Source organism: Brevibacillus panacihumi W25 (assembly GCF_000503775.1).
Taxonomy (GTDB): domain Bacteria; phylum Bacillota; class Bacilli; order Brevibacillales; family Brevibacillaceae; genus Brevibacillus; species Brevibacillus panacihumi_A.
In genome coordinates this window covers 1,439,423-1,456,693 of record NZ_KI629785.1, presented here as the reverse complement: position 1 = coordinate 1,456,693, position 17,271 = coordinate 1,439,423, and the positions used below count along the sequence as shown (strand labels likewise).

The 17,271-nt window shown below is 51.0% G+C and carries 23 protein-coding genes; 15 read left to right on the top strand and 8 right to left on the bottom strand.

All coding sequences use genetic code 11. The features are described from left to right. Nucleotides 1-19: 19 nt before the first annotated feature. A complete protein-coding gene (locus T458_RS48045; RefSeq protein ID WP_023558261.1) occupies nt 20-802 on the top strand; it encodes a TIGR01457 family HAD-type hydrolase in 783 nt (260 codons plus the stop codon). On the opposite strand, the gene T458_RS48040 is transcribed toward T458_RS48045, so the two are convergent. Further along, complete coding sequence (locus tag T458_RS48040) at nt 770-1,306, bottom strand: phosphatidylglycerophosphatase A family protein (protein ID WP_023558260.1); 537 nt, start codon at nt 1,304-1,306, stop codon at nt 770-772. The two genes, T458_RS48045 and T458_RS48040, sit on opposite strands and share 33 nt — an antisense overlap. A 179-nt stretch (nt 1,307-1,485) precedes the next feature. Between T458_RS48040 and T458_RS48035 the strand changes: the two genes are divergently transcribed. From T458_RS48035 to T458_RS48025, 3 genes are read left to right on the top strand one after another with little or no spacing between them, the layout of a single operon-like run. After that, the gene (locus T458_RS48035; protein WP_023558259.1) at nt 1,486-2,571 is read left to right on the top strand and encodes a hypothetical protein; all 1,086 of its coding nucleotides are present in this window, start codon (nt 1,486-1,488) and stop codon (nt 2,569-2,571) included. Beyond that, nucleotides 2,528-3,490, top strand: a complete 963-nt coding sequence (locus T458_RS48030) for a 2-hydroxyacid dehydrogenase (protein WP_023558258.1) — start codon at nt 2,528-2,530, stop codon at nt 3,488-3,490. The genes T458_RS48035 and T458_RS48030 overlap by 44 nt, the downstream gene beginning before the upstream one ends. Beyond that, nucleotides 3,484-4,419: an alpha/beta hydrolase gene (locus T458_RS48025; RefSeq protein ID WP_023558257.1), complete on the top strand. Its 936-nt coding sequence runs from the start codon at nt 3,484-3,486 to the stop codon at nt 4,417-4,419. Before T458_RS48030 ends, T458_RS48025 begins: the two co-directional genes overlap by 7 nt. A 22-nt stretch (nt 4,420-4,441) precedes the next feature. Here T458_RS48025 and T458_RS48020 read toward each other — a convergent pair whose 3' ends face one another. Further along, nucleotides 4,442-4,669, bottom strand: coding sequence for a NifU family protein (locus T458_RS48020; RefSeq protein WP_023558256.1), 228 nt, complete (start codon nt 4,667-4,669; stop codon nt 4,442-4,444). A gap of 187 nt (nt 4,670-4,856) precedes the next feature. Between T458_RS48020 and cysK the strand changes: the two genes are divergently transcribed. The 6 genes from cysK to T458_RS47990 all read left to right on the top strand — a co-directional run bounded on the left by cysK (nt 4,857) and on the right by T458_RS47990 (nt 10,265). Next, nucleotides 4,857-5,780, top strand: a complete 924-nt coding sequence (gene cysK / locus T458_RS48015) for a cysteine synthase A (protein WP_023558255.1) — start codon at nt 4,857-4,859, stop codon at nt 5,778-5,780. Nucleotide 5,781: 1 nt separating this feature from the next. Then, nucleotides 5,782-6,915 carry a bifunctional cystathionine gamma-lyase/homocysteine desulfhydrase gene (locus T458_RS48010; protein ID WP_023558254.1) on the top strand — a complete coding sequence of 378 codons (1,134 nt, stop codon included), beginning with the start codon at nt 5,782-5,784 and terminating at the stop codon, nt 6,913-6,915. 37 nt (nt 6,916-6,952) lie between these two features. Continuing rightward, nucleotides 6,953-7,288: a YuzD family protein gene (locus T458_RS48005; protein ID WP_023558253.1), complete on the top strand. Its 336-nt coding sequence runs from the start codon at nt 6,953-6,955 to the stop codon at nt 7,286-7,288. Nucleotides 7,289-7,518: 230 nt separating this feature from the next. Then, nucleotides 7,519-7,953, top strand: coding sequence for a helix-turn-helix domain-containing protein (locus tag T458_RS48000; RefSeq protein ID WP_023558252.1), 435 nt, complete (start codon nt 7,519-7,521; stop codon nt 7,951-7,953). Between the two features lie 105 nt (nt 7,954-8,058). Further along, nucleotides 8,059-9,264, top strand: coding sequence for a hypothetical protein (locus tag T458_RS47995; RefSeq protein ID WP_023558251.1), 1,206 nt, complete (start codon nt 8,059-8,061; stop codon nt 9,262-9,264). 107 nt (nt 9,265-9,371) lie between these two features. Continuing rightward, the gene (locus T458_RS47990; RefSeq protein WP_023558250.1) at nt 9,372-10,265 is read left to right on the top strand and encodes a hypothetical protein; all 894 of its coding nucleotides are present in this window, start codon (nt 9,372-9,374) and stop codon (nt 10,263-10,265) included. 72 nt (nt 10,266-10,337) lie between these two features. Here T458_RS47990 and T458_RS57325 read toward each other — a convergent pair whose 3' ends face one another. Next, nucleotides 10,338-10,475 (bottom strand): hypothetical protein, encoded by a 138-nt coding sequence (locus T458_RS57325; RefSeq protein WP_023558249.1) that lies wholly within the window; start codon nt 10,473-10,475, stop codon nt 10,338-10,340. Nucleotides 10,476-10,556: 81 nt separating this feature from the next. On the opposite strand from T458_RS57325, the gene T458_RS47985 reads away from it, so the two are divergent. Continuing rightward, nucleotides 10,557-10,898 (top strand): hypothetical protein, encoded by a 342-nt coding sequence (locus T458_RS47985; RefSeq protein WP_023558248.1) that lies wholly within the window; start codon nt 10,557-10,559, stop codon nt 10,896-10,898. Nucleotides 10,899-10,913: 15 nt separating this feature from the next. Here the strand turns inward: T458_RS47985 and T458_RS47980 are convergent, their stop codons facing one another. Both T458_RS47980 and T458_RS47975 read right to left on the bottom strand, forming a co-directional pair. Further along, the gene (locus T458_RS47980; RefSeq protein WP_023558247.1) at nt 10,914-11,774 is read right to left on the bottom strand and encodes an AraC family transcriptional regulator; all 861 of its coding nucleotides are present in this window, start codon (nt 11,772-11,774) and stop codon (nt 10,914-10,916) included. A 74-nt stretch (nt 11,775-11,848) separates the two neighbouring features. Next, nucleotides 11,849-12,106, bottom strand: coding sequence for a hypothetical protein (locus T458_RS47975; RefSeq protein ID WP_023558246.1), 258 nt, complete (start codon nt 12,104-12,106; stop codon nt 11,849-11,851). Between the two features lie 114 nt (nt 12,107-12,220). On the opposite strand from T458_RS47975, the gene T458_RS47970 reads away from it, so the two are divergent. Continuing rightward, nucleotides 12,221-13,309 (top strand): threonine aldolase family protein, encoded by a 1,089-nt coding sequence (locus T458_RS47970; RefSeq protein ID WP_023558245.1) that lies wholly within the window; start codon nt 12,221-12,223, stop codon nt 13,307-13,309. A 30-nt stretch (nt 13,310-13,339) separates the two neighbouring features. Here T458_RS47970 and T458_RS57645 read toward each other — a convergent pair whose 3' ends face one another. Further along, nucleotides 13,340-13,474: an NUDIX hydrolase gene (locus tag T458_RS57645; protein ID WP_023558244.1), complete on the bottom strand. Its 135-nt coding sequence runs from the start codon at nt 13,472-13,474 to the stop codon at nt 13,340-13,342. Between the two features lie 83 nt (nt 13,475-13,557). Further along, nucleotides 13,558-14,625, bottom strand: a complete 1,068-nt coding sequence (locus tag T458_RS47965; RefSeq protein ID WP_023558243.1) for an NAD(P)/FAD-dependent oxidoreductase — start codon at nt 14,623-14,625, stop codon at nt 13,558-13,560. Nucleotides 14,626-14,798: 173 nt separating this feature from the next. Here T458_RS47965 and T458_RS47960 point away from each other — a divergent pair, with 173 nt between their 5' ends. Next, nucleotides 14,799-15,059 carry a YuzB family protein gene (locus T458_RS47960; protein WP_023558242.1) on the top strand — a complete coding sequence of 87 codons (261 nt, stop codon included), beginning with the start codon at nt 14,799-14,801 and terminating at the stop codon, nt 15,057-15,059. A 95-nt stretch (nt 15,060-15,154) separates the two neighbouring features. Here the strand turns inward: T458_RS47960 and mqnE are convergent, their stop codons facing one another. Further along, nucleotides 15,155-16,258, bottom strand: coding sequence for an aminofutalosine synthase MqnE (gene mqnE / locus T458_RS47955; RefSeq protein WP_023558241.1), 1,104 nt, complete (start codon nt 16,256-16,258; stop codon nt 15,155-15,157). A 252-nt stretch (nt 16,259-16,510) separates the two neighbouring features. Here mqnE and T458_RS47950 point away from each other — a divergent pair, with 252 nt between their 5' ends. Beyond that, on the top strand, nt 16,511-16,738 hold the full coding sequence (locus T458_RS47950; protein WP_023558240.1) for an aspartyl-phosphate phosphatase Spo0E family protein: 228 nt from the start codon (nt 16,511-16,513) through the stop codon (nt 16,736-16,738). 138 nt (nt 16,739-16,876) lie between these two features. Beyond that, entirely contained in the window at nt 16,877-17,236 is a 360-nt protein-coding gene (erpA, locus tag T458_RS47945) for an iron-sulfur cluster insertion protein ErpA (protein ID WP_023558239.1), read from the top strand. Nucleotides 17,237-17,271: the final 35 nt, after the last annotated feature.

Sequence of the window (17,271 nt, the reverse complement as noted above, 5' to 3'; positions counted from 1 at the left end):
CTTAAAAAGGAGTACCCAAATGAATAGTAAAAACTACAAGGGCTATTTGCTCGATCTGGATGGCACCATCTACCGCGGTACGGAAGCGGTGCCAGGGGCAGAAGCCTTTCTTGCACATTTGCGAGAAGAGCAGATCCCGTATTTGTTTTTGACCAATAATTCGTCGGCGACACCGCAGCAAGTGGCGAAGCGTCTTCAGCAAATGGGCATTGAGGCGACAGCGGATGAGGTATACACGTCCAGCATGGCGACTGCCCAGTATTTGTCCGAGCAAGCAGATCAAGCCGAAGTGTACGTCATCGGGGAAGAGGGGCTGCGTACGGAGCTGCTCAGTCGCGGATTTATCCTGACTGAAGAGGAGCCGAAATTCGTGGTGGTCGGGATCGACAAGGAATTTTCCTATGAGAAGCTGGCGATTGCGGCACGCGCGGTGCGAAACGGTGCCGCCCTGATCGCCACGAATGGAGATGCCGCCTTGCCGTCGAATCATGGGCTGATCCCAGGCAACGGATCATTGGTAGCGGCGGTAGAGGTAGCCTCCGGTGCCAAAGCGACATTCATCGGCAAGCCGGAGCCGATCATCGTCCGCTACGCCTTGGGCAAGCTGGGCACTCATACAGGAGACACGCTGATCGTCGGGGATAATCTGCATACGGATATCGAAGCAGGCGCCAACAGCGGGCTGGACAGCCTGCTCGTCTTGACCGGTTATTCCACGCGAGAGGATGCCCAGCGCCATGCTGTCCGGCCTACGCATGTGGCAGAGGATTTAGCCGAGTGGCTGCTGCGAATCAAGGCTTAAGCATTCTTCTTCCTGCTTTTGACGATGAGCGATACGGCTCGATGCGGCTGCGGCGACTGCGCCGACCAGATCGTCAAGGAAGGTATGGACTCCTGCTCGCTTGTCATTGAGCTGCGCCAGCTTTCCGTACTTCAGCTTGTCTACATAGCCAAAATTTGTGAAGCCGATGCTTCCGTACAGGTTGACGATCGCGAGTGCCAGTACCTCGTCTACGCCATACAGAGGCTCATCCGTCTCGATGATGGCCTGCAACGGTGGAAGCAGCTTTTTTTCTTCTCCCAGTATATCCAGTTGGATGCCGGTGAGCAGCGCGTTCTGCACTTCCCGTTTATTCAGGACGGAATAGACGCTCTCCTTGCAATAGTCCAGAGAGAGGTCCGGAATGTAGTCTTTTTGCAGAAACATCACGATGTCGGCAATATCATCCAGCGTTACGCCGCGCTGCTGCATGAGGTCGATGACAATCTGCAGGCAGGATGAGCTGTTTAAGGCGTGGTCTCCCATAGATGAGATTTTCCTCCTCTCAAAAAAAAGCCAATTCTTTTCACATGCGGATAGTATCTGCATCGAGATAGGCACCTATCCGGTCGCCTGCACATACACTTTCACAGGGAAAGAATGCGCGATGCGAAACAAAGCTTCGCTGAGCGCGGTGAGATGGTGTGTGAGGAGGTCGACATTTCATGGACGAGAAGGAGTTCTTGCAAGAGGAGTACGGATTCACCATCAATGGATGGCGGGAATCCGGAGCCCAGAAGGTACTGGAGACGGACCAGGGACTGTTCTATCTGTATACAGCACCGGCAGGTTACAAATATAAAAGCAAGCTTGTCGAGCGGGTTCGCAAGCATCTGACCCAGCAGCAGGAGATCGGGATGCTGAAGCTGGTCAAGACAAAAGAAGGGCATCCCCATACATTTTATGAAGATGCGATGTGCTATCTCTATCGCGGAGTGAGAGAAGGACAGCTGGATGACCCGGTGTACGCCTGCGGTCAGTCGCTGGCTCGCTTTCACAAGGCCACAGCATCTTTTACCGGGGACAAACTATTTCTTCCGTACAGCTCGTTGGGAAGCTGGCCGAGCATGTGGCGCCGCAAGCTTCGCAGCTACAACGAATACCGCGATGAACTGGACGAAGTGAGCGGAGAGCTGACCCCGATGGACGAATTTTTGCTTACCAGCTATACGTACGTCCATCAATTAGGCGAGACTGCCGTCCAATATTTGAGCGCGGCAGGCTATGATCGGGTGGTCAAGGAGACTGCATCTTTTGGAAAAGTAGCCTACCAAAACTTTGAGCAAGGGTATATGCTATGGAATGAACAGGAAGTCAGGCTGATGGGCGGCGAGTGGAACTGGGTGTTGGATATGCGCGCTCGCGACATTGGCCAGTGGCTCAAGGCAGAGAGCAGACGCAATGGATGGAAGGATGAGTCGGCCATCCGTTTTATAGAGGGATACAACAGCGTCTCACCCCTGCTGGAGAGCGAGTATCCGATCATTTATGGCCTGATGCTGTATCCGGGAAGATTTCTCAAGCTGGTGGAGACGTACCAGGAGCTGCCGGATGAGGAGCGAGAGGCTGTAGATGCGAAGATCTGGCATACACACTTGGAAGACGAGCTTGTTCATATGGAAGAGGCACTCCGTCGGTATCCGCAGGTGATTGAACAACAGTACGGGACGTCCATTCCACAAATTGACTGGTTGTGGAGGCGGGAAAATGAAAAAGCCTTGGATCGTCGTGACGAGAAAAGTAGCGAATGAAGCCATCGAATTGCTGGAATCGGCGGGGGAGGTAGATGTCTGGCAGGAGGATGCTCCGATGCCGCGCGCGGTTTTTCTGGAAAAAGCGCAGCGTGCAGATGCGATTCTGACCATGCTGACGGAGAAGGTGGATGAAGAGCTGTTGGCGCATGCCTCCCATCTGCGGATCGTCGCCAATATGGCAGTCGGGTACGACAATCTGGACGTGGAAGCCTGCAAAAAGCACGGAGTAATCGCCACGAATACGCCTGACGTGTTGACGGAAGCAACGGCGGATCTGACTTTTGCCCTGTTGATGGCGACGGCTCGCCGCTTGACGGAAGCGAACCGCTTTATACTGGCCGGGGAGTGGACCTCCTGGAGTCCGTCCTTGCTGGCAGGGCAAAGCGTATACGGAACGACTTTGGGCATCATTGGAATGGGCAGGATCGGCGAGGCGGTTGCGCGCAGGGCGAATGGCTTCGGAATGAAGATTCTGTACCATAACCGCCGTCCGAGACCAGAGGCGGAAGCGAAAACAGGGGCGGTACATGTCGATCTGGATACATTGTTGCGGGAGTCGGACCATGTCGTAGTGCTGACCCCTTTGACGGATGAAACGCGGATGCTCATCGGCGAGCGAGAGTTTTCTTTGATGAAGCCGACAGCCGTGTTTGTCAATGCGTCCAGGGGAGGCACGGTGGATGAAAATGCGCTGTATCAAGCTTTGGTGACCAAGCAGATCTGGGCTGCCGGACTGGATGTCTTTTCACAGGAGCCTGTCAGCCCGGACCATCCGCTGCTTCGTTTGCCCAATCTCACAGCACTTCCGCATATCGGCAGTGCGACCCTGCAAGCCCGTGCAGAGATGGCACGATTGGCAGCAGCCAATATCGTCGAGGTGCTAGGCGGAAGGGAGCCGTTGACACCTCTATGGTAACGGTTCTTTGCAGCATTGCAGCGGGATTGCTGGTGGTTGCCGTTGTGATCGGCCTGATTTCGTTTCAGGTGACGTGGAAGCTGACACATCCCCGAAGAAAGCCCATCGATATGGAGCCGAAGGACTTCGGCTTGGATCAGGTGGAGGATGTGCGCTTTCCCAGTCGGGAAGCGGGCATTTCGCTGGCGGGCTGGTATTTTTCAGCGGAAAAGGAGACGGGCCGTTCTCGCGGGAAAACCATTATTTTTTCCCATGGCTACAGTCAAAACAGGCAGGAGCCGCACTTGCCCGCCTTGTCGCTGGCAGCCAGGCTGGTGCGTGACGGTTATGATGTCCTGATGTTCGATTTTCGCAACGCGGGTGAATCCAGTGATGCCTTGACGACGATCGGGCTTCGCGAACAGCAGGATTTGCTAGGGGCGATTGACTTTGTTGCGTCTACCAGACCGGGACATGCTTTGGGGCTGATCGGTTTTTCGATGGGGTCGGCCACTTCTTTGCTCGTGGGGGGAGTCGATCCGCGCATTGTGGCGATTGTAGCCGATTCGCCTTTTTACTCCCTGCAAGAGTATTTGCAAGAGAATTTGCCGCAATGGACGGGCCTGCCGCGTTTTCCCTTCAATTGGTTTATCCTCACGTTGACACCTGTGCTGATGCGGGCCAATCCGGGTGATGTGAAGCCGTATGACGCGGTGAGGCAGGCCGGCAAACCGATATTTTTCATCCACGGGACAGCAGATGCTACAGTACCAGCAGTGAACAGTGAGCGCCTGTACGCTCTGGCGGGCGATCCGGGCTCGCGGCTGTGGCTGGTGCCGGGCGCAGGACATGTGCGCAGCTATGCGATGCACCCTGAAGAATACGGGCTTAAGGTGATAGAGTTTTTGAATGAGGTTTTGGATATGAAAAAAGCAGCTACGGATTCGTAGCTGCTTCTACGCCTGTATCGGCTTAGAATACTTGTTGTACTTCCTTGATGCCAGGAATTTCTTCGATCAGTGCGCGTTCAATCCCGGCTTTCAGGGTGATGGTGGACGAAGGGCAGCTTCCGCATGCACCCATCAGGCGCAGTTTCACGACGCCTTCCTCGACATCGACGAGTTGCACGTCGCCGCCGTCGCGTTGCAGGTACGGACGCAGTTTATCGAGAACTTCTTGTACTTGATCCATAACTTCCATGCTTCATTCACTCCTTTCCCAGCTTCTCCTTTATTATAATCATTACGCGAGCAGAAATCCATGGCTTCCGTGCCTGGTCTGCACTTTGCACAAGGATGGGCTTCGCATGTGCAGTGTATCCCCTTTTTCTAGAAATGACATGTTATAATAGACGTGAAATTACTACGTGATAAGGAGTCAGATTGACGTGAATGTATATCGCAACGTAAAAGAGCTGATCGGAAATACGCCGATCGTGGAAATCACGCAGTTTGAACTGCCGCAGGGCGTCCGGTTGTTTGCCAAACTGGAGTATTTCAATCCAGGGGGAAGTGTCAAGGACAGACTCGGGATGGAGCTGATCCGAGCGGCTGAGGAGAGCGGCGAGCTCAAGCCGGGCGGAACCATTATCGAGCCGACAGCAGGAAATACTGGGATCGGGGTGGCGCTTGCAGCTGTTGGCACGGGCTACAAGGTGATTTTCTGCGTTCCTGAAAAGTTTTCCGAGGAAAAGCAGGAGTTGATGCGCGCGCTCGGGGCAGAAGTCGTCAATACGCCGACTGAGCTGGGTATCAAAGGGGCCATTGCAAAGGCGAAAGAGCTGGCGGAATCGATTCCGGGCTCGTTTGTTCCCCAGCAATTCGCAAATCCTGCCAACCCGGATGCGCATTACAAAACAACAGGACCTGAAATTTGGAAACAAATGGAAGGTGATGTGCAAGTCTTTGTAGCCGGAGCAGGATCAGGCGGAACCTTCATGGGGGCGGCTCGCTATCTCAAGGAGCAGAACCCGAACGTCAAAACGGTGATTGTCGAGCCAGAGGGTTCCATTCTGAACGGCGGCGAATCCGGGCCGCACAAGACAGAGGGGATCGGGATGGAGTTTTTGCCGCCATTCATGGACACGAGCTATTTCGACGCGATTCACACGATCCTGGATGTCGAGGCGTTTGATTGGGTGAAACAGCTGGCTGCCAAAGAAGGCATGCTGGTGGGCAGCTCTGCAGGTGCCGCAATGGCAGCTGCTTTGCGAGAAGCCAAGGAAGCAGCACCGGGAACCAACATTGTCGTCTTGTTCGCCGACAGCAGCGAGCGCTATCTCAGCAAAAAAATCTACCAAGGGGGCATATAAAATGAGAATCAAGACGCGTCTTATTCACGGCGGTATCGAGGGAGATCCACATACAGGAGCCGTATCCGTTCCGATCTATCAAGTAAGTACTTACAAGCAAGAGGCGATTGGTGTACACAAAGGCTTTGAATACTCCCGCACGGGGAACCCGACGCGCCATGCTCTGGAAACCTATATTGCGGAACTGGAAGGCGGCGCACGCGGTTTTGCCTTTGGCTCCGGCATGGCTGCCCTCTCGACAATTCTTTCGCTGTTCAATAAAGGCGATCATCTGGTAGTCGGCGATGACGTATACGGCGGTACCTACCGGGTCGTGACACGCGTTTTCTCCAGACTGGGCCTGGATGCGACCTATGTCGATACAAGCGATTTGAAGGCGGTCGAGGCTGCGATTCGCCCGGAAACGAAAGCGATCGTCATGGAAACGCCGACCAACCCATTGCTGAAAGTAAGCGATATTGGCGCACTGGCTGAGATCGCCAAGGCAAAAGGCGTGCTGCTGGTTGTCGACAATACCTTTATGACTCCGTATTGGCAAAACCCGCTGGATCTGGGAGCCGATATCGTATTCCATAGCGCGACCAAATACCTGGGAGGACACAGCGACGTCGTAGCAGGTCTGGTCGTGGTAAAAGACGCACAACTGGGTGAAGAGCTTCACTACGTGCAAAACGCAATCGGCGGCATCCTCGGTCCTCAGGACTCCTGGATTTTGCTGCGCGGGATGAAAACACTGGGAATTCGCATGGAAGAGCATGAACAAAATGCTCGCACCCTGGCAAAATGGCTGTCGGAGCGCAGCGACATCAAGCGTGTGATTTATCCGGGTCTGGCTGGTCATTCCGGTCATGAGCTGATTCAAAAACAAGCACGCGGCTTTGGCGGCATGATCTCCTTCGACGTAGGAAGTGCGCAACGCGCTGACGAGGTATTGGCAAAAGTGAAGTACTTTACACTGGCTGAATCACTCGGGGCAGTCGAAAGTTTGATCAGCGTGCCTGCCCGGATGACTCACGCTTCTATTCCGGCAGAACGTCGCGCTGAGCTGGGAATTACCGACGGCTTGATTCGCATCTCTGTCGGAATCGAGGACGTACAGGATCTAATCGAGGACCTGGAACAAGCGCTCTCCTAAGAAAAGGCAGCGCACGAATAGGCAGGTGGCAAAAGCGATGAGTGTCGAAGTCAAAGTATACGGGACGGAGCAGTTATGCGCGAGCTGCGTCAATCTCCCTTCCGCCAAGGAGACGGCGGAGTGGCTTGAGGCGGCGCTTTCCCGCAAGTACGGAGCAGACAGCATTACGATCGCCTACAGTGATTTTCAACAACCGCAGACAGAGGAAGACAAAAACTGGGCCAAGCGCATCATAGAGGAAGATTTATGGTATCCGCTTGTCGTAATTTCCGGGGAAATTGTCGGCGAGGGCAATCCCAAGCTGAAGGATATTTACGCGAAGCTGGAGGATATGGGTCTGGACCCAGTTGCTGCAACTGCGGAAAGTGAATAAGTATAGAGCATGCAAAAAGCGACCAGATGCAAGCCGTCTGGTCGTTTTTTTACTTTCCGATTACTTAACTACAGTAACGCAATAAATTCCGGAAGTTCATGCGATAAACCAAGCAATTCTAGGGGTGACGGTTATATAAACGAAGCGTTTATGCGGCCTACAACCAATGGTTGATTGATCATTTTGCTCAGAATCAGATAAAGTTGTGGGTAAAAGGAAAGGAGAACAATATGAACTTTCATGAGAAAATAAAAAGCTTGAGAGCAAAAGAAAAGCAATCACAAAGTGAATTGGCAGAATTGCTACATGTAACTCCGCAAGCAGTCTCCAAATGGGAAAACAATAAAAGCGTCCCTGATCTGATGACCTTGGTGGCAATCAGTGATTTGTATGGTGTCAGTTTAGACTATTTAATCAAGGGGGATCAAAAATTGCAGGAAAAATTAAGCGCTGGTTTAAAAGTAAAGCATTTCTTTATAAGCTTTGGGATTGGAGGTACCGCAACAATATTGTTGTTCTTTGTGATGGGGATTATTTCAATGGTAACAGGCATAGAGTTTTTTATTCATTACTGGGCTGCACCTGGGGTTTTCTTCCTTTTTTTCTTTTCCATTCTGCTATCTCCTTTTATACAAAGTAAAAAGGCGATAGAAGAAAGTCGTTAATTGATCTGGTGCTTGGTTATCCGGAAAGTATGGCATTCCACAGCGAAACTTCACTGAACTTTTTTCGTCTAATCGATTAAATGCGAAAAAAAGGAAGGTTTTATTATGCTTGGGAAAAAGTTACTCAAGGCAGCGCTTGCAAGTACCATTTGCATGTCGACCTTTATCAGCATGGTTCCCGTTACGGACATTGCCAAAGCGGAAGCTTCGAGTTATCGGATCACGTACCAGCTTCCGCCAAATCCGGAAAAATACCTGTTTTTGAATGTGGAAATGGTCGACATCCTCAATCCGCAAACGCCTGCGCAAAAACTGGATTACGCTCAGAAAGATTATCTGATGGATCGCGAGGGCGACACGTATCACAAACTGTCGTATGACCTCAATCTTAAATTCCAATCCTACAAAAAAGGATTCCTCTGGAACATGTATCATTTCATCGCTGTTCTTCCACCGCATTTCCCGGCGAATTCCGATTTGGACGAACTCAACAAGCGCATAGCCGATCCGAACATCTCTTGGGAGGAAAGACGCGAGCTGGAGCAAAAAAGAGCAGAGATCCAGATGAATGCGCGTCTGCAGCCACTCGTCGATGCGGGATACGTCAAGTGGGAGGAAATCGATGACGGAATCGCGACGAAGGAATTTGTGGCGACAGTCCTTTACCGGATGTTCAATCAGGTTCGTCCTTATCATGGAGGAATCGACTTGAAAGACTCGGAGGATACGGCTGTACGCTGGGCCGTGGAGGTAGGGCTGCCGGGATTTGTGGTAGACAGAGAGGGGTATCTGTATCCGCAGTCTCCACTGAGAAAAGACCCTGGACCGACAGAGTACGTGGAAGAGTATGCGTACGATCGCCTATTACCCTTTCTCATGCTGATTATGCCCGGGAAAAAGACCTCGACCGGATGGGAATATTATCAGATCAAGCTGAAGCCAGGCATGGTTCCGGTGCGCATCCCGGACGTGATCCAGGCGAATGGCGAGCCTGTCGATCCCTATTCCAATGCTGTGCGCTATACGCCCGCCTATCAACAAGCACGGAAAAAGGTAGATGCGTATTTCATTTCCCGGTTTGCTCAAATGCTGGATCAAGCACGAAAGGATGCGAAAAAACCTCGTGCATGGGACTGGAGCCGCGATCTGATTCATCATCCCAAGTTTGCGAAGGAAGTAGCTGCCTATCGCAAAAACAAAAGCAGCAAGAACCTGAATGCTGTTTACCAGGCGGTCAGAGCGCATTATAATCTGAGTCTGCGACAAGACTCGGCGGCGAATATCAAAAGCGTGCTGGATAACGTGAAATAGACGTTTGTTACCATTTTGTTTTCAGTTCGTAAACCGTTTGTAACGAAAGCAAAGGGGTTTCGTCTTATAGTTGTCTATGTAACGAAGACAACTGGGAGGAAATAACGATGAAGAACAAATGGATGAAGCCTGTTACATTCTTGCTGCTGGCAGGTGTTGTAGGAGCGGCGGGATTGACTGTAGGGAATACAAAAGTGGCGCACGCCGACTCGGAGAAAGGGAAGCTGTTCGCGGCTGCAGCTCAAGTCGGATTGGAGAAAAACACGTACGTCATCGACAAAAAATCTGCGGATGTAAACGGTGATCAAGTAGAGGACATCGTATATCTGGTCGGAGAAAAGGAAAAGGCAGAAGACATTTACGCCTCCCATATGAATCTCGTTGTACAGGATGGCAAATCCAAAGCCTACGTCAAAACGAACATCAAGGATCTGGGCGGTTATGAAGGTGAGCTTACACTTGTAGACTTTACCGGCGATAAAGTCGCCGATGCGTTCGTGAAAACTGCGACAGGCGGAAGCGGCGGCATTTACAACCACGTCATTGCCACTTTCGAGAACAACAAGCCGGCAGTCATCTTCGGTGAAGAGGAGAACGAAGGAATTCGTTATGAGGGCAAGTTCGTGGACGGCTTCAAGGTAGAGGGCAAAGGCTCCAAGCTGGAAAAGCCGCTGACGATTGATGTGAGCGCCAACAAGGATGTCTACGTCGCGGCCAAGCTGTACGATCAAGCCGGCAAAATCCAGAAAGGCAACGAAGAGACAACCGTCTACTCGTATCCTTTCGGTGCCTTGGCCCCCATCGACATGGACGGCAACGGAACCTTTGAATTGGTAGGGGAACAACGAATCGTCGGAATCAACAACACCGATACGGTTTCACACATCAACAGTGTCTGGGGCTACCAAGGCGAAGGGAAATGGAATCCTTGGGAAGTCGAGTATTCCACCTTCCTGGTGAAGCATCCAGGTGAAGCGATCAACACGATGATCCAAAAGTAAGCCTGATGGCATAACATAAGACAGCCTCTTTTCCTACATGAACATGGAAGGGAGGCTGTCTTTTTGTTCATATCAAGATTGTATATCCATCATTTGCAGGTAATCTTCCTCTAGTATGTCTTCTTCTGAATCCGGTACGTCCAGGAATCTCTGATATGGCTGCTGTATTTCTTCAGGTTTGATCCGATACCTGTACACTTTTACAAACATCTGACTCCTCCTTTGTTCTACGCTCCTGCCGCTGGTCATATCATCCATGAGGAAGACGCAACCAAATGGAGGGACGAGCGAATGGACAATCATTTGGCCCGATACTATCAATTAAAAGAGACACAAAAGCAGGTCGAGGAAGAGTTAAATCTGCTGCGCAGCGAGCTGTTGGAACAATACGCCGAGGCTGGCAAAGCCGAGACAGAGGAGTACGCCTTGACGATCAGCTACCAGGAACGGCGGGAGTACAACGATGACAAGGTATACAACGCCTTGCCCGACGCCTCGCTCTGGCGTCTCATGTCCAGGGCGGACACAGGGAAAATCGCCAGTTTGCTGAAGCTGAATGTCTTGCAGGAACAATGGCTGACGGGGACCTACGAAGTGCGAAAGGTTCCGGTCGTGAGGGTGCAAAAGCGGTGATGGCAGATTCCTTCCTTATTCAGCGCTCTTGCTGACGACAGGCACCCACAGCTCGTTTTTATTTTCTTCGGGCGGCAAATAGCATTCGATCGCAGGCAAATAAGCTGGATCATAGGCAGAGGCTGGCAGCCAATCCGCGTAGAATTGCTGCCAGGCCTTTTGCATTTCCATCGGGTTCCCACCCACGTCAAAGACTACCCAGGTCGATTCGGGAAAGGCAAGCTTCGTCATGCCTTCAGGCGGATTCTGATCGGACACGATTGATAGCACGTAGTCAAACGCTTCATTCTTGCCGAAGTCACCGTCTGCGCATACGCCCAGAATCCCGCGGACGGGATGTCCCTCACGGCGAACGTTCCACAGCGTTTCAAAGGTTCCCTGCTCCCGAGCGCGTCCCCAAAGCTGCGGCACGATGTGAAAAGCTTCTTTCATGTTGACCCTTTCTTTGACCCCGACGACCTGGAAGGCATCCAATTTTTCCAATCGGTAATTCATTTCGACAGCTCCTTTGATACTGAATTGAAAGGTCAGGCGAGGATAGTCTTTGAGATTCACTCCGGCCTGTCTCGCGGCTGACGGCGTGACGCCATGCAAGCTGTGGAAGGCGCGGGTGAATGCTTCGGGGGACTCATAACCGTACTTGAGCGCGAGATCTACCACTTTGATCGGGCTGCTCTGAAGCTCGTAGGCGGCGAGAGTGAGGCGTCGTCGTCTGATGTACTCCGCCAGCGAAATCTCCGTAATCGAAGAGAACATGCGCTGGAAGTGGTAAATCGAGCAACAGGCAATTTTAGCTATTTGCGAATAGACGATCTCCTCTGCAAGATTTTCCTCGATATAATCGATCACTTGGTTCATTCTCGTGCCCCAATTCATTGTCCCTGTCTTCCTTTCTCATTAACAATAACGGTTAGCTCTGCGTGTAGCCGTGCATTTTTTGCCGGATTATGCTAGGGAAATCTTTTATTCTTAGTGGAAGCCAAGCGCTCATTGCCTCTTTTGAAGTTTCCTGTAATCTTTGCCAGGAGGAGCTGTACCTCCTTGCTATCCTGCGCGGCGTTGATTTTTTGGAGAAATTTTTCGGCTTCGGTACCTTTCAGCGATTTTATCGGCTTGCCTTGATAGTCGATAAAAACCGAATTGTTTTTGGCGATGCGGGAGCCAAAAGGCTCTTCATCAAGACGATTTCGCTTGTCAATCGGACCCATGCTTCCTCACTCTTTTCTTATATTTTGAAATATTGCTGTTACAAAAGGAAAGAGGGTGTATATTCAGGAGAGAGAATAACCCCATCCTTTGAATCGGAAAAGGAGATGTACCCTATGAGTCCAGCTACAAGTCTGCAACAAGCCTATGATCGCGCTGCATACCCTTTAACCGGACACCGGGCGAGAAATCTGCAAGTCTTGAAAGATGCCTTGAGCGAGTGGGAGGACCATCAAGACAGCGACATCTACGGTTCTGGTCCACTGATTGAAGATTTTCAAGCGAAAATGGCAACGTTTCTCGGAAAAGAAACGGCGGTGTTTTTTCCGAGCGGCACGATGGCCCAGCAAATTGCCATGAGAATTTGGTCTGACCAGCTCGGAGTGAAGAGGGTCGCCTACCATCCCTTGTGCCATCTGGAGATTCATGAGGAAGATGGCTTGAAAAAGCTGCACGGGATCGAAGCCGTTCTTTTGGCAGATAAAGAGAGAGTGATTACTCTAGAAGATGTAAGGAGCATGAAGGAAGAGATTGCCTGCCTGTTGATTGAACTCCCCCAGCGCGAGATTGGCGGGCAGTTGCCTGATTATGAGGAGCTGGTAGCGATCTCCCGGTACTGTCGCGACAAGGGAATCAAGATCCATCTGGATGGAGCCCGTCTCTTGGAGGTTCTCCCGTATTATCAAAAAACAGCAGCCGAGGTTTGCGCCTTGTTTGATAGTGTCTACCTGTCCTTTTACAAAGGGATCGGAGGGATCGCCGGAGCTATTCTCGCCGGCGACGAAGCTTTTACCAAGGAATCGAAGGTATGGAAAAGACGCCATGGAGGCGATTTGATCAGTTTGTATCCATATATCGTAAGCGCAGATTACTATTTTGAACAGAGAAAAGACCAGTTTCCAAAGTACTGTGAAGACGCCAAAGAACTTGCGCGTTATTATAATGAATGCCGTTTCTTTGCGACCAGACCGGTGGAGCCCGTCTCCAATATGTTCCACGTCCATGTGCAGATGCCAAAAGAGAAGCTGGAGCCGCTTTTGCTTTCCGTCTATGAAGCGACAGGTGTTGCCCTGACCCATTATCTCCGGGATGATCACAACGGGGCAGGCTGTTATTTTGAGGTCAGCATCGGCGATCGATATGCGCAGGTACCCAAGGAATCGTTGAAGCAAGCCTTTCACATATTGATGAATGAGCTTATCTGACGATGGGGGTCTCTTTTCCTTGCGCCCAGTCTAGGATAAATTCTGATCCTTCCGACGCTGAAGCAGGATACGGCCATGCTCATCTTCGATAATCGCTCCACAGCCCACGGTAATCAAGGTTTCTTGTCCGATGAGGCGGCGCATGCTTTGTATGTAGTCGTTCATTACCATTTCCCCCCAATTTCTTCATTCCTCATCATACAAAAAAGAAACCCTATCTGACTAGAGTGCCAGATAGGGTTATCGGGTTAGCCCATATGTTTTTTGTACATCCACAACTGTCCGCTCTTGATGACGCGTGCCATTTGACCGACCAACGAGACTTTGCCCATGCTGGCAAAGCCTTCTTTTTTGCCAAGCGACCCCAGAAAGCCCTTGTGCTTGAGAGGGGGAAGGGAAGATGGGAACGCTTCGCCCTTGATATCGAGCTTCAGGATCATAGCGATCTGATCTCCCATCAACTCGGCTGTTTGCGCGCTCGGAGCAATCGCCGTGCTGGCGCAATCTCCGACGACGTAGACGTTGGGATGGGATGGAATCTGATGGTATTGGTTCAATTTGGCGCGGCCGATGTTGTCGGTTTCGATCGGCAGATTGCGAACAATGGAGCTGGCCTGGATGCCTGCCGTCCAGACGATGACGTCGCTTTCGACTGGTTCGTTGTGATTGTACACAACTCCTGGCTCGACTTTTGTTACGCTCGCCATCGAGACAAGCTGCACCTCATGCTCAATGAACCATTGAGACGCATACTCCTGCAATTTTTTCGGGAACGGGCTCAATATGCTTTGTCCGCGGTCTATGATCCGTATGTTCAGGTCAGGACGGCTCTCGCGCAGCTCGGCGGCAAGCTCTACGCCGCTCAGTCCGCCTCCAACGACGCTGACCGTAGCATAGGGGTTCAGATCGTTGATGGCTGTGTATGTGTTGCGAGTGGAACGCATGGATTGGATCGAGCAAGTGTATTGATCAGCGCCAGGAATATCGTGGTAGCGATCCTCACAGCCCAGACCGATGACCAGCCAATCGTACGCAAGACTGTCTCCATTGGCAAAACTGACTGATTGCTCATCCAGATGAACTGCCGATACCTCGCCGTATTTTACTGACAGGCGTGGATCGTTGGGAAAGGCGACACGCAGATGGGATTCTGGCTGTGTCCCAGCAGCCAGAGCATAGTACTCTGTCTTCAAACCGTGAAACGGCATCCGGTCTACCAGAGTGATCATCACATCGTCCGGTAAGTCCGAAGACAGGACACGCTCGATAATACGAAGACCCCCGTATCCTCCGCCAAGGATTACAAGTCGTTTCATAGAAGGTCTATTCCTTTCTTATGTCCGTTTTTTACAGCACCCATTCTATTTTTAGTTCTCTTTCGCCAAAATTGCAAGCAGAATCTTTTTCCCGCAATCCCCACTGTATTTTTGCAAAAGACGCGGTACAATAAAGGGCATATGAAGTCAAGGCAATTGGCAGGTGACAAGGTATGAAAGCATTGGTAGAATTTTGCGCGAGCAACGTCGCGTCCTACACCCAGGCCGTCATGGATGCATTGGAGCAAGATCCGGAATTGGATGTGGACGTGCTCGAATACGGGTGTTTGGGGTATTGCGGCGAATGTTATCTGGAGCCGTTCGCACTCGTCAATGGAAAATTGGTTCAAGCGCCAACGGCAGAGGCGCTGCTGGATAAGATCAAGCAGGTATTGAAGGAAGAGGACGACCCCTTCAAGGATCTCCCGTTGTAGCATGAGGGCTCGCCGTATTTCCTCTTACTATGGCAGAAAAAGAAAAAGCTGATTCCATGTATCTCTTCCAAGACATGGATCAGCTTTTTTGCTTGCTAGTGTTCTTTGATTACGTTGTAGAAGGTGTCGCGTTCGAGGGCGCGTTTGCCTGCGCCTTTGATCAGCCAGACCAGCTCATCTACTGTAAGGGCTTGCTGCGTCAAGGCTCCTGCCGAGTGGCTGATGCGTTCCTCGATCAAGGTGCCGTGTGCATCAGAGATCCCCATGGTCAGGGAGATTTGCGTCAGTTGGGTACCAATATTAATGAAGTAGGCTTTGATATGTTGGAAGTTGTCCAGCATCAGACGGCTGATCGCCATGGTTTTCAGGTCGTCAATCGCGGAATTGCGGCGCTTGATGCCTGCAGTCGCCTTGATTGGCTGTACGGCAAGCGGAATAAAGACCATGAAGCCATTGGTGTCGTCTTGCAGCTCACGCAGGCGAAGCATGTGAATCACACGCTCTTCCAAGGTCTCAATCGAGCCGTAAAGCATGGTCGTATGTGTCTTCAGTCCCAACTCGTGAGCAGTCCGGTGTACTTGCAGGTACATATCGGTGCTCGCTTTTTCCGGGCTCATCTTCATCCGGTAGCGTTCGGTCAGGATTTCGGCACCGCCGCCTGTCAGGCTTTGCAGACCGGCCTTCATCAATTCCTGCAGCACCTCGCGGATGGAGAGGCCAGAGATGCGGGAGAAGAATTCGATCTCCGCGCCAGTATACGATTTGAGCGTTACATCGGGATACGCTTTTCGCAGCGTACGCAGGGTATCCAGATAGTAGTCGAACGGCATGTGCTGGTTGTGACCGCCGACGATGTGGAATTCGCGGATGCCTGGATGATAACGCGTCTCTACATAATGGAGCAACTCTTCCATGCTCATCGTGTAGGCGCCATCCTCACCTTGATCTCGACGGAATCCGCAAAATTTGCAATGCGCTTCACAAACATTGGTCGGATTGATGTAAAGATTTTGCAAAAAATAAACATTGTCACCATTTTTTTGCTGGTTGACGAAATTGGCGAGCTGGCCAATGGTGAGCAGGTCGTTGGAGTTGAATAGCGTTACGCCATCCTCCAGTGTCAGACGTTCGCCGTGCAGTACTTTTTCAGCAATACCAGCGAGCGATTTGTCTTGGATGGCAATAGTCTCTAGTGCCATTCCAATCACTTCCTTTCTAAAGTCGTAAAAATCATACGGTTTATCGGACACAAGGGCATCTATATTATAAACTTCTTGTCATGACCGAACAATATCAGATGTCTTGCAAGTGTCGACTGTAAAAAACTAACAAATATCGGCATTTTATGTCCGAAGTAACAAGAATGGTGGTAAATTTTGTTTGCTAAACCAAGGCAATTCTTGTAAAATGTAGGTATGAAAGCCTGATCTATGTATAGGAGGAGCTTCAAAATGCGGGACATTTTACTCGAAAAAATCGAACTCCTTCGACAGCGAATGGTTAACATGGGGTTAGAGTTTGGGTTGGATCATCCAAAAGTCCTGGAATACAGTATCCAAATTGATCAACTGCATAACGAACTGAACCAGATCGATCATAGTCTGTCTAAGGTAGTAGATACTAGCAGTAAAAAATCGTATCGCTTTTATTTGCTGGAAAATAAAGCGCACTTTGCATAGAGAGGGGCACCTCTCTTTTTTATTTGGCTATAGAATGGGCTGCGCAAGTGTAGGGGAACCTTGTGGGAGAGGACGCTTCTTTTGTATACTATATAGAGGAAGCAGGTGCTTCACGGGCCTGGCAAAGGAGGGAACAAAATGATTACATTGACCGAGCAAGCCAGCTTGAAGGTAAAGGAAATGTTGGCCGCAGAAAATGATCCCAACGTGTTTTTGCGTGTCGGCGTTCGCCCAGGCGGTTGCAGCGGCTTCACCTACGGAATCGGCTGGGACAAGGAAATGAAGGAAGGCGACGAGACCTTCACACAGGATGGAATCAAAATTGTTGTCGACCAGGACAGCTATCTATACATTAAAGGCACCGAAATCGACTACAAGGATTCCATGATGGGCGGAGGCTTCTCCATTCATAACCCGAATGCGATCGCTTCCTGCGGCTGCGGTTCGTCGTTCAAGACGGCCTTGGCGAAGGGCAAGGAAGAGAAGTGTGACGATTAATTGGCGTCAGCAATCCCGAAACTGAACAAGATCAA

What these genes read in the sequence shown, in the direction of transcription:
- T458_RS48045 (WP_023558261.1), top strand. Translation starts at nt 20, where the DNA reads ATGAATAGTAAAAACTACAAGGGCTATTTGCTCGATCTGGATGGCACC.
- T458_RS48040 (WP_023558260.1), bottom strand. Translation starts at nt 1,306, where the DNA reads ATGGGAGACCACGCCTTAAACAGCTCATCCTGCCTGCAGATTGTCATC.
- T458_RS48035 (WP_023558259.1), top strand. Translation starts at nt 1,486, where the DNA reads ATGGACGAGAAGGAGTTCTTGCAAGAGGAGTACGGATTCACCATCAAT.
- T458_RS48030 (WP_023558258.1), top strand. Translation starts at nt 2,528, where the DNA reads ATGAAAAAGCCTTGGATCGTCGTGACGAGAAAAGTAGCGAATGAAGCC.
- T458_RS48025 (WP_023558257.1), top strand. Translation starts at nt 3,484, where the DNA reads ATGGTAACGGTTCTTTGCAGCATTGCAGCGGGATTGCTGGTGGTTGCC.
- T458_RS48020 (WP_023558256.1), bottom strand. Translation starts at nt 4,669, where the DNA reads ATGGAAGTTATGGATCAAGTACAAGAAGTTCTCGATAAACTGCGTCCG.
- T458_RS48010 (WP_023558254.1), top strand. Translation starts at nt 5,782, where the DNA reads ATGAGAATCAAGACGCGTCTTATTCACGGCGGTATCGAGGGAGATCCA.
- T458_RS48005 (WP_023558253.1), top strand. Translation starts at nt 6,953, where the DNA reads ATGAGTGTCGAAGTCAAAGTATACGGGACGGAGCAGTTATGCGCGAGC.
- T458_RS48000 (WP_023558252.1), top strand. Translation starts at nt 7,519, where the DNA reads ATGAACTTTCATGAGAAAATAAAAAGCTTGAGAGCAAAAGAAAAGCAA.
- T458_RS47995 (WP_023558251.1), top strand. Translation starts at nt 8,059, where the DNA reads ATGCTTGGGAAAAAGTTACTCAAGGCAGCGCTTGCAAGTACCATTTGC.
- T458_RS47990 (WP_023558250.1), top strand. Translation starts at nt 9,372, where the DNA reads ATGAAGAACAAATGGATGAAGCCTGTTACATTCTTGCTGCTGGCAGGT.
- T458_RS57325 (WP_023558249.1), bottom strand. Translation starts at nt 10,475, where the DNA reads ATGTTTGTAAAAGTGTACAGGTATCGGATCAAACCTGAAGAAATACAG.
- T458_RS47985 (WP_023558248.1), top strand. Translation starts at nt 10,557, where the DNA reads ATGGACAATCATTTGGCCCGATACTATCAATTAAAAGAGACACAAAAG.
- T458_RS47980 (WP_023558247.1), bottom strand. Translation starts at nt 11,774, where the DNA reads ATGAATTGGGGCACGAGAATGAACCAAGTGATCGATTATATCGAGGAA.
- T458_RS47975 (WP_023558246.1), bottom strand. Translation starts at nt 12,106, where the DNA reads ATGGGTCCGATTGACAAGCGAAATCGTCTTGATGAAGAGCCTTTTGGC.
- T458_RS47970 (WP_023558245.1), top strand. Translation starts at nt 12,221, where the DNA reads ATGAGTCCAGCTACAAGTCTGCAACAAGCCTATGATCGCGCTGCATAC.
- T458_RS57645 (WP_023558244.1), bottom strand. Translation starts at nt 13,474, where the DNA reads ATGAACGACTACATACAAAGCATGCGCCGCCTCATCGGACAAGAAACC.
- T458_RS47965 (WP_023558243.1), bottom strand. Translation starts at nt 14,625, where the DNA reads ATGAAACGACTTGTAATCCTTGGCGGAGGATACGGGGGTCTTCGTATT.
- T458_RS47960 (WP_023558242.1), top strand. Translation starts at nt 14,799, where the DNA reads ATGAAAGCATTGGTAGAATTTTGCGCGAGCAACGTCGCGTCCTACACC.
- mqnE (WP_023558241.1), bottom strand. Translation starts at nt 16,258, where the DNA reads ATGGCACTAGAGACTATTGCCATCCAAGACAAATCGCTCGCTGGTATT.
- T458_RS47950 (WP_023558240.1), top strand. Translation starts at nt 16,511, where the DNA reads ATGCGGGACATTTTACTCGAAAAAATCGAACTCCTTCGACAGCGAATG.
- erpA (WP_023558239.1), top strand. Translation starts at nt 16,877, where the DNA reads ATGATTACATTGACCGAGCAAGCCAGCTTGAAGGTAAAGGAAATGTTG.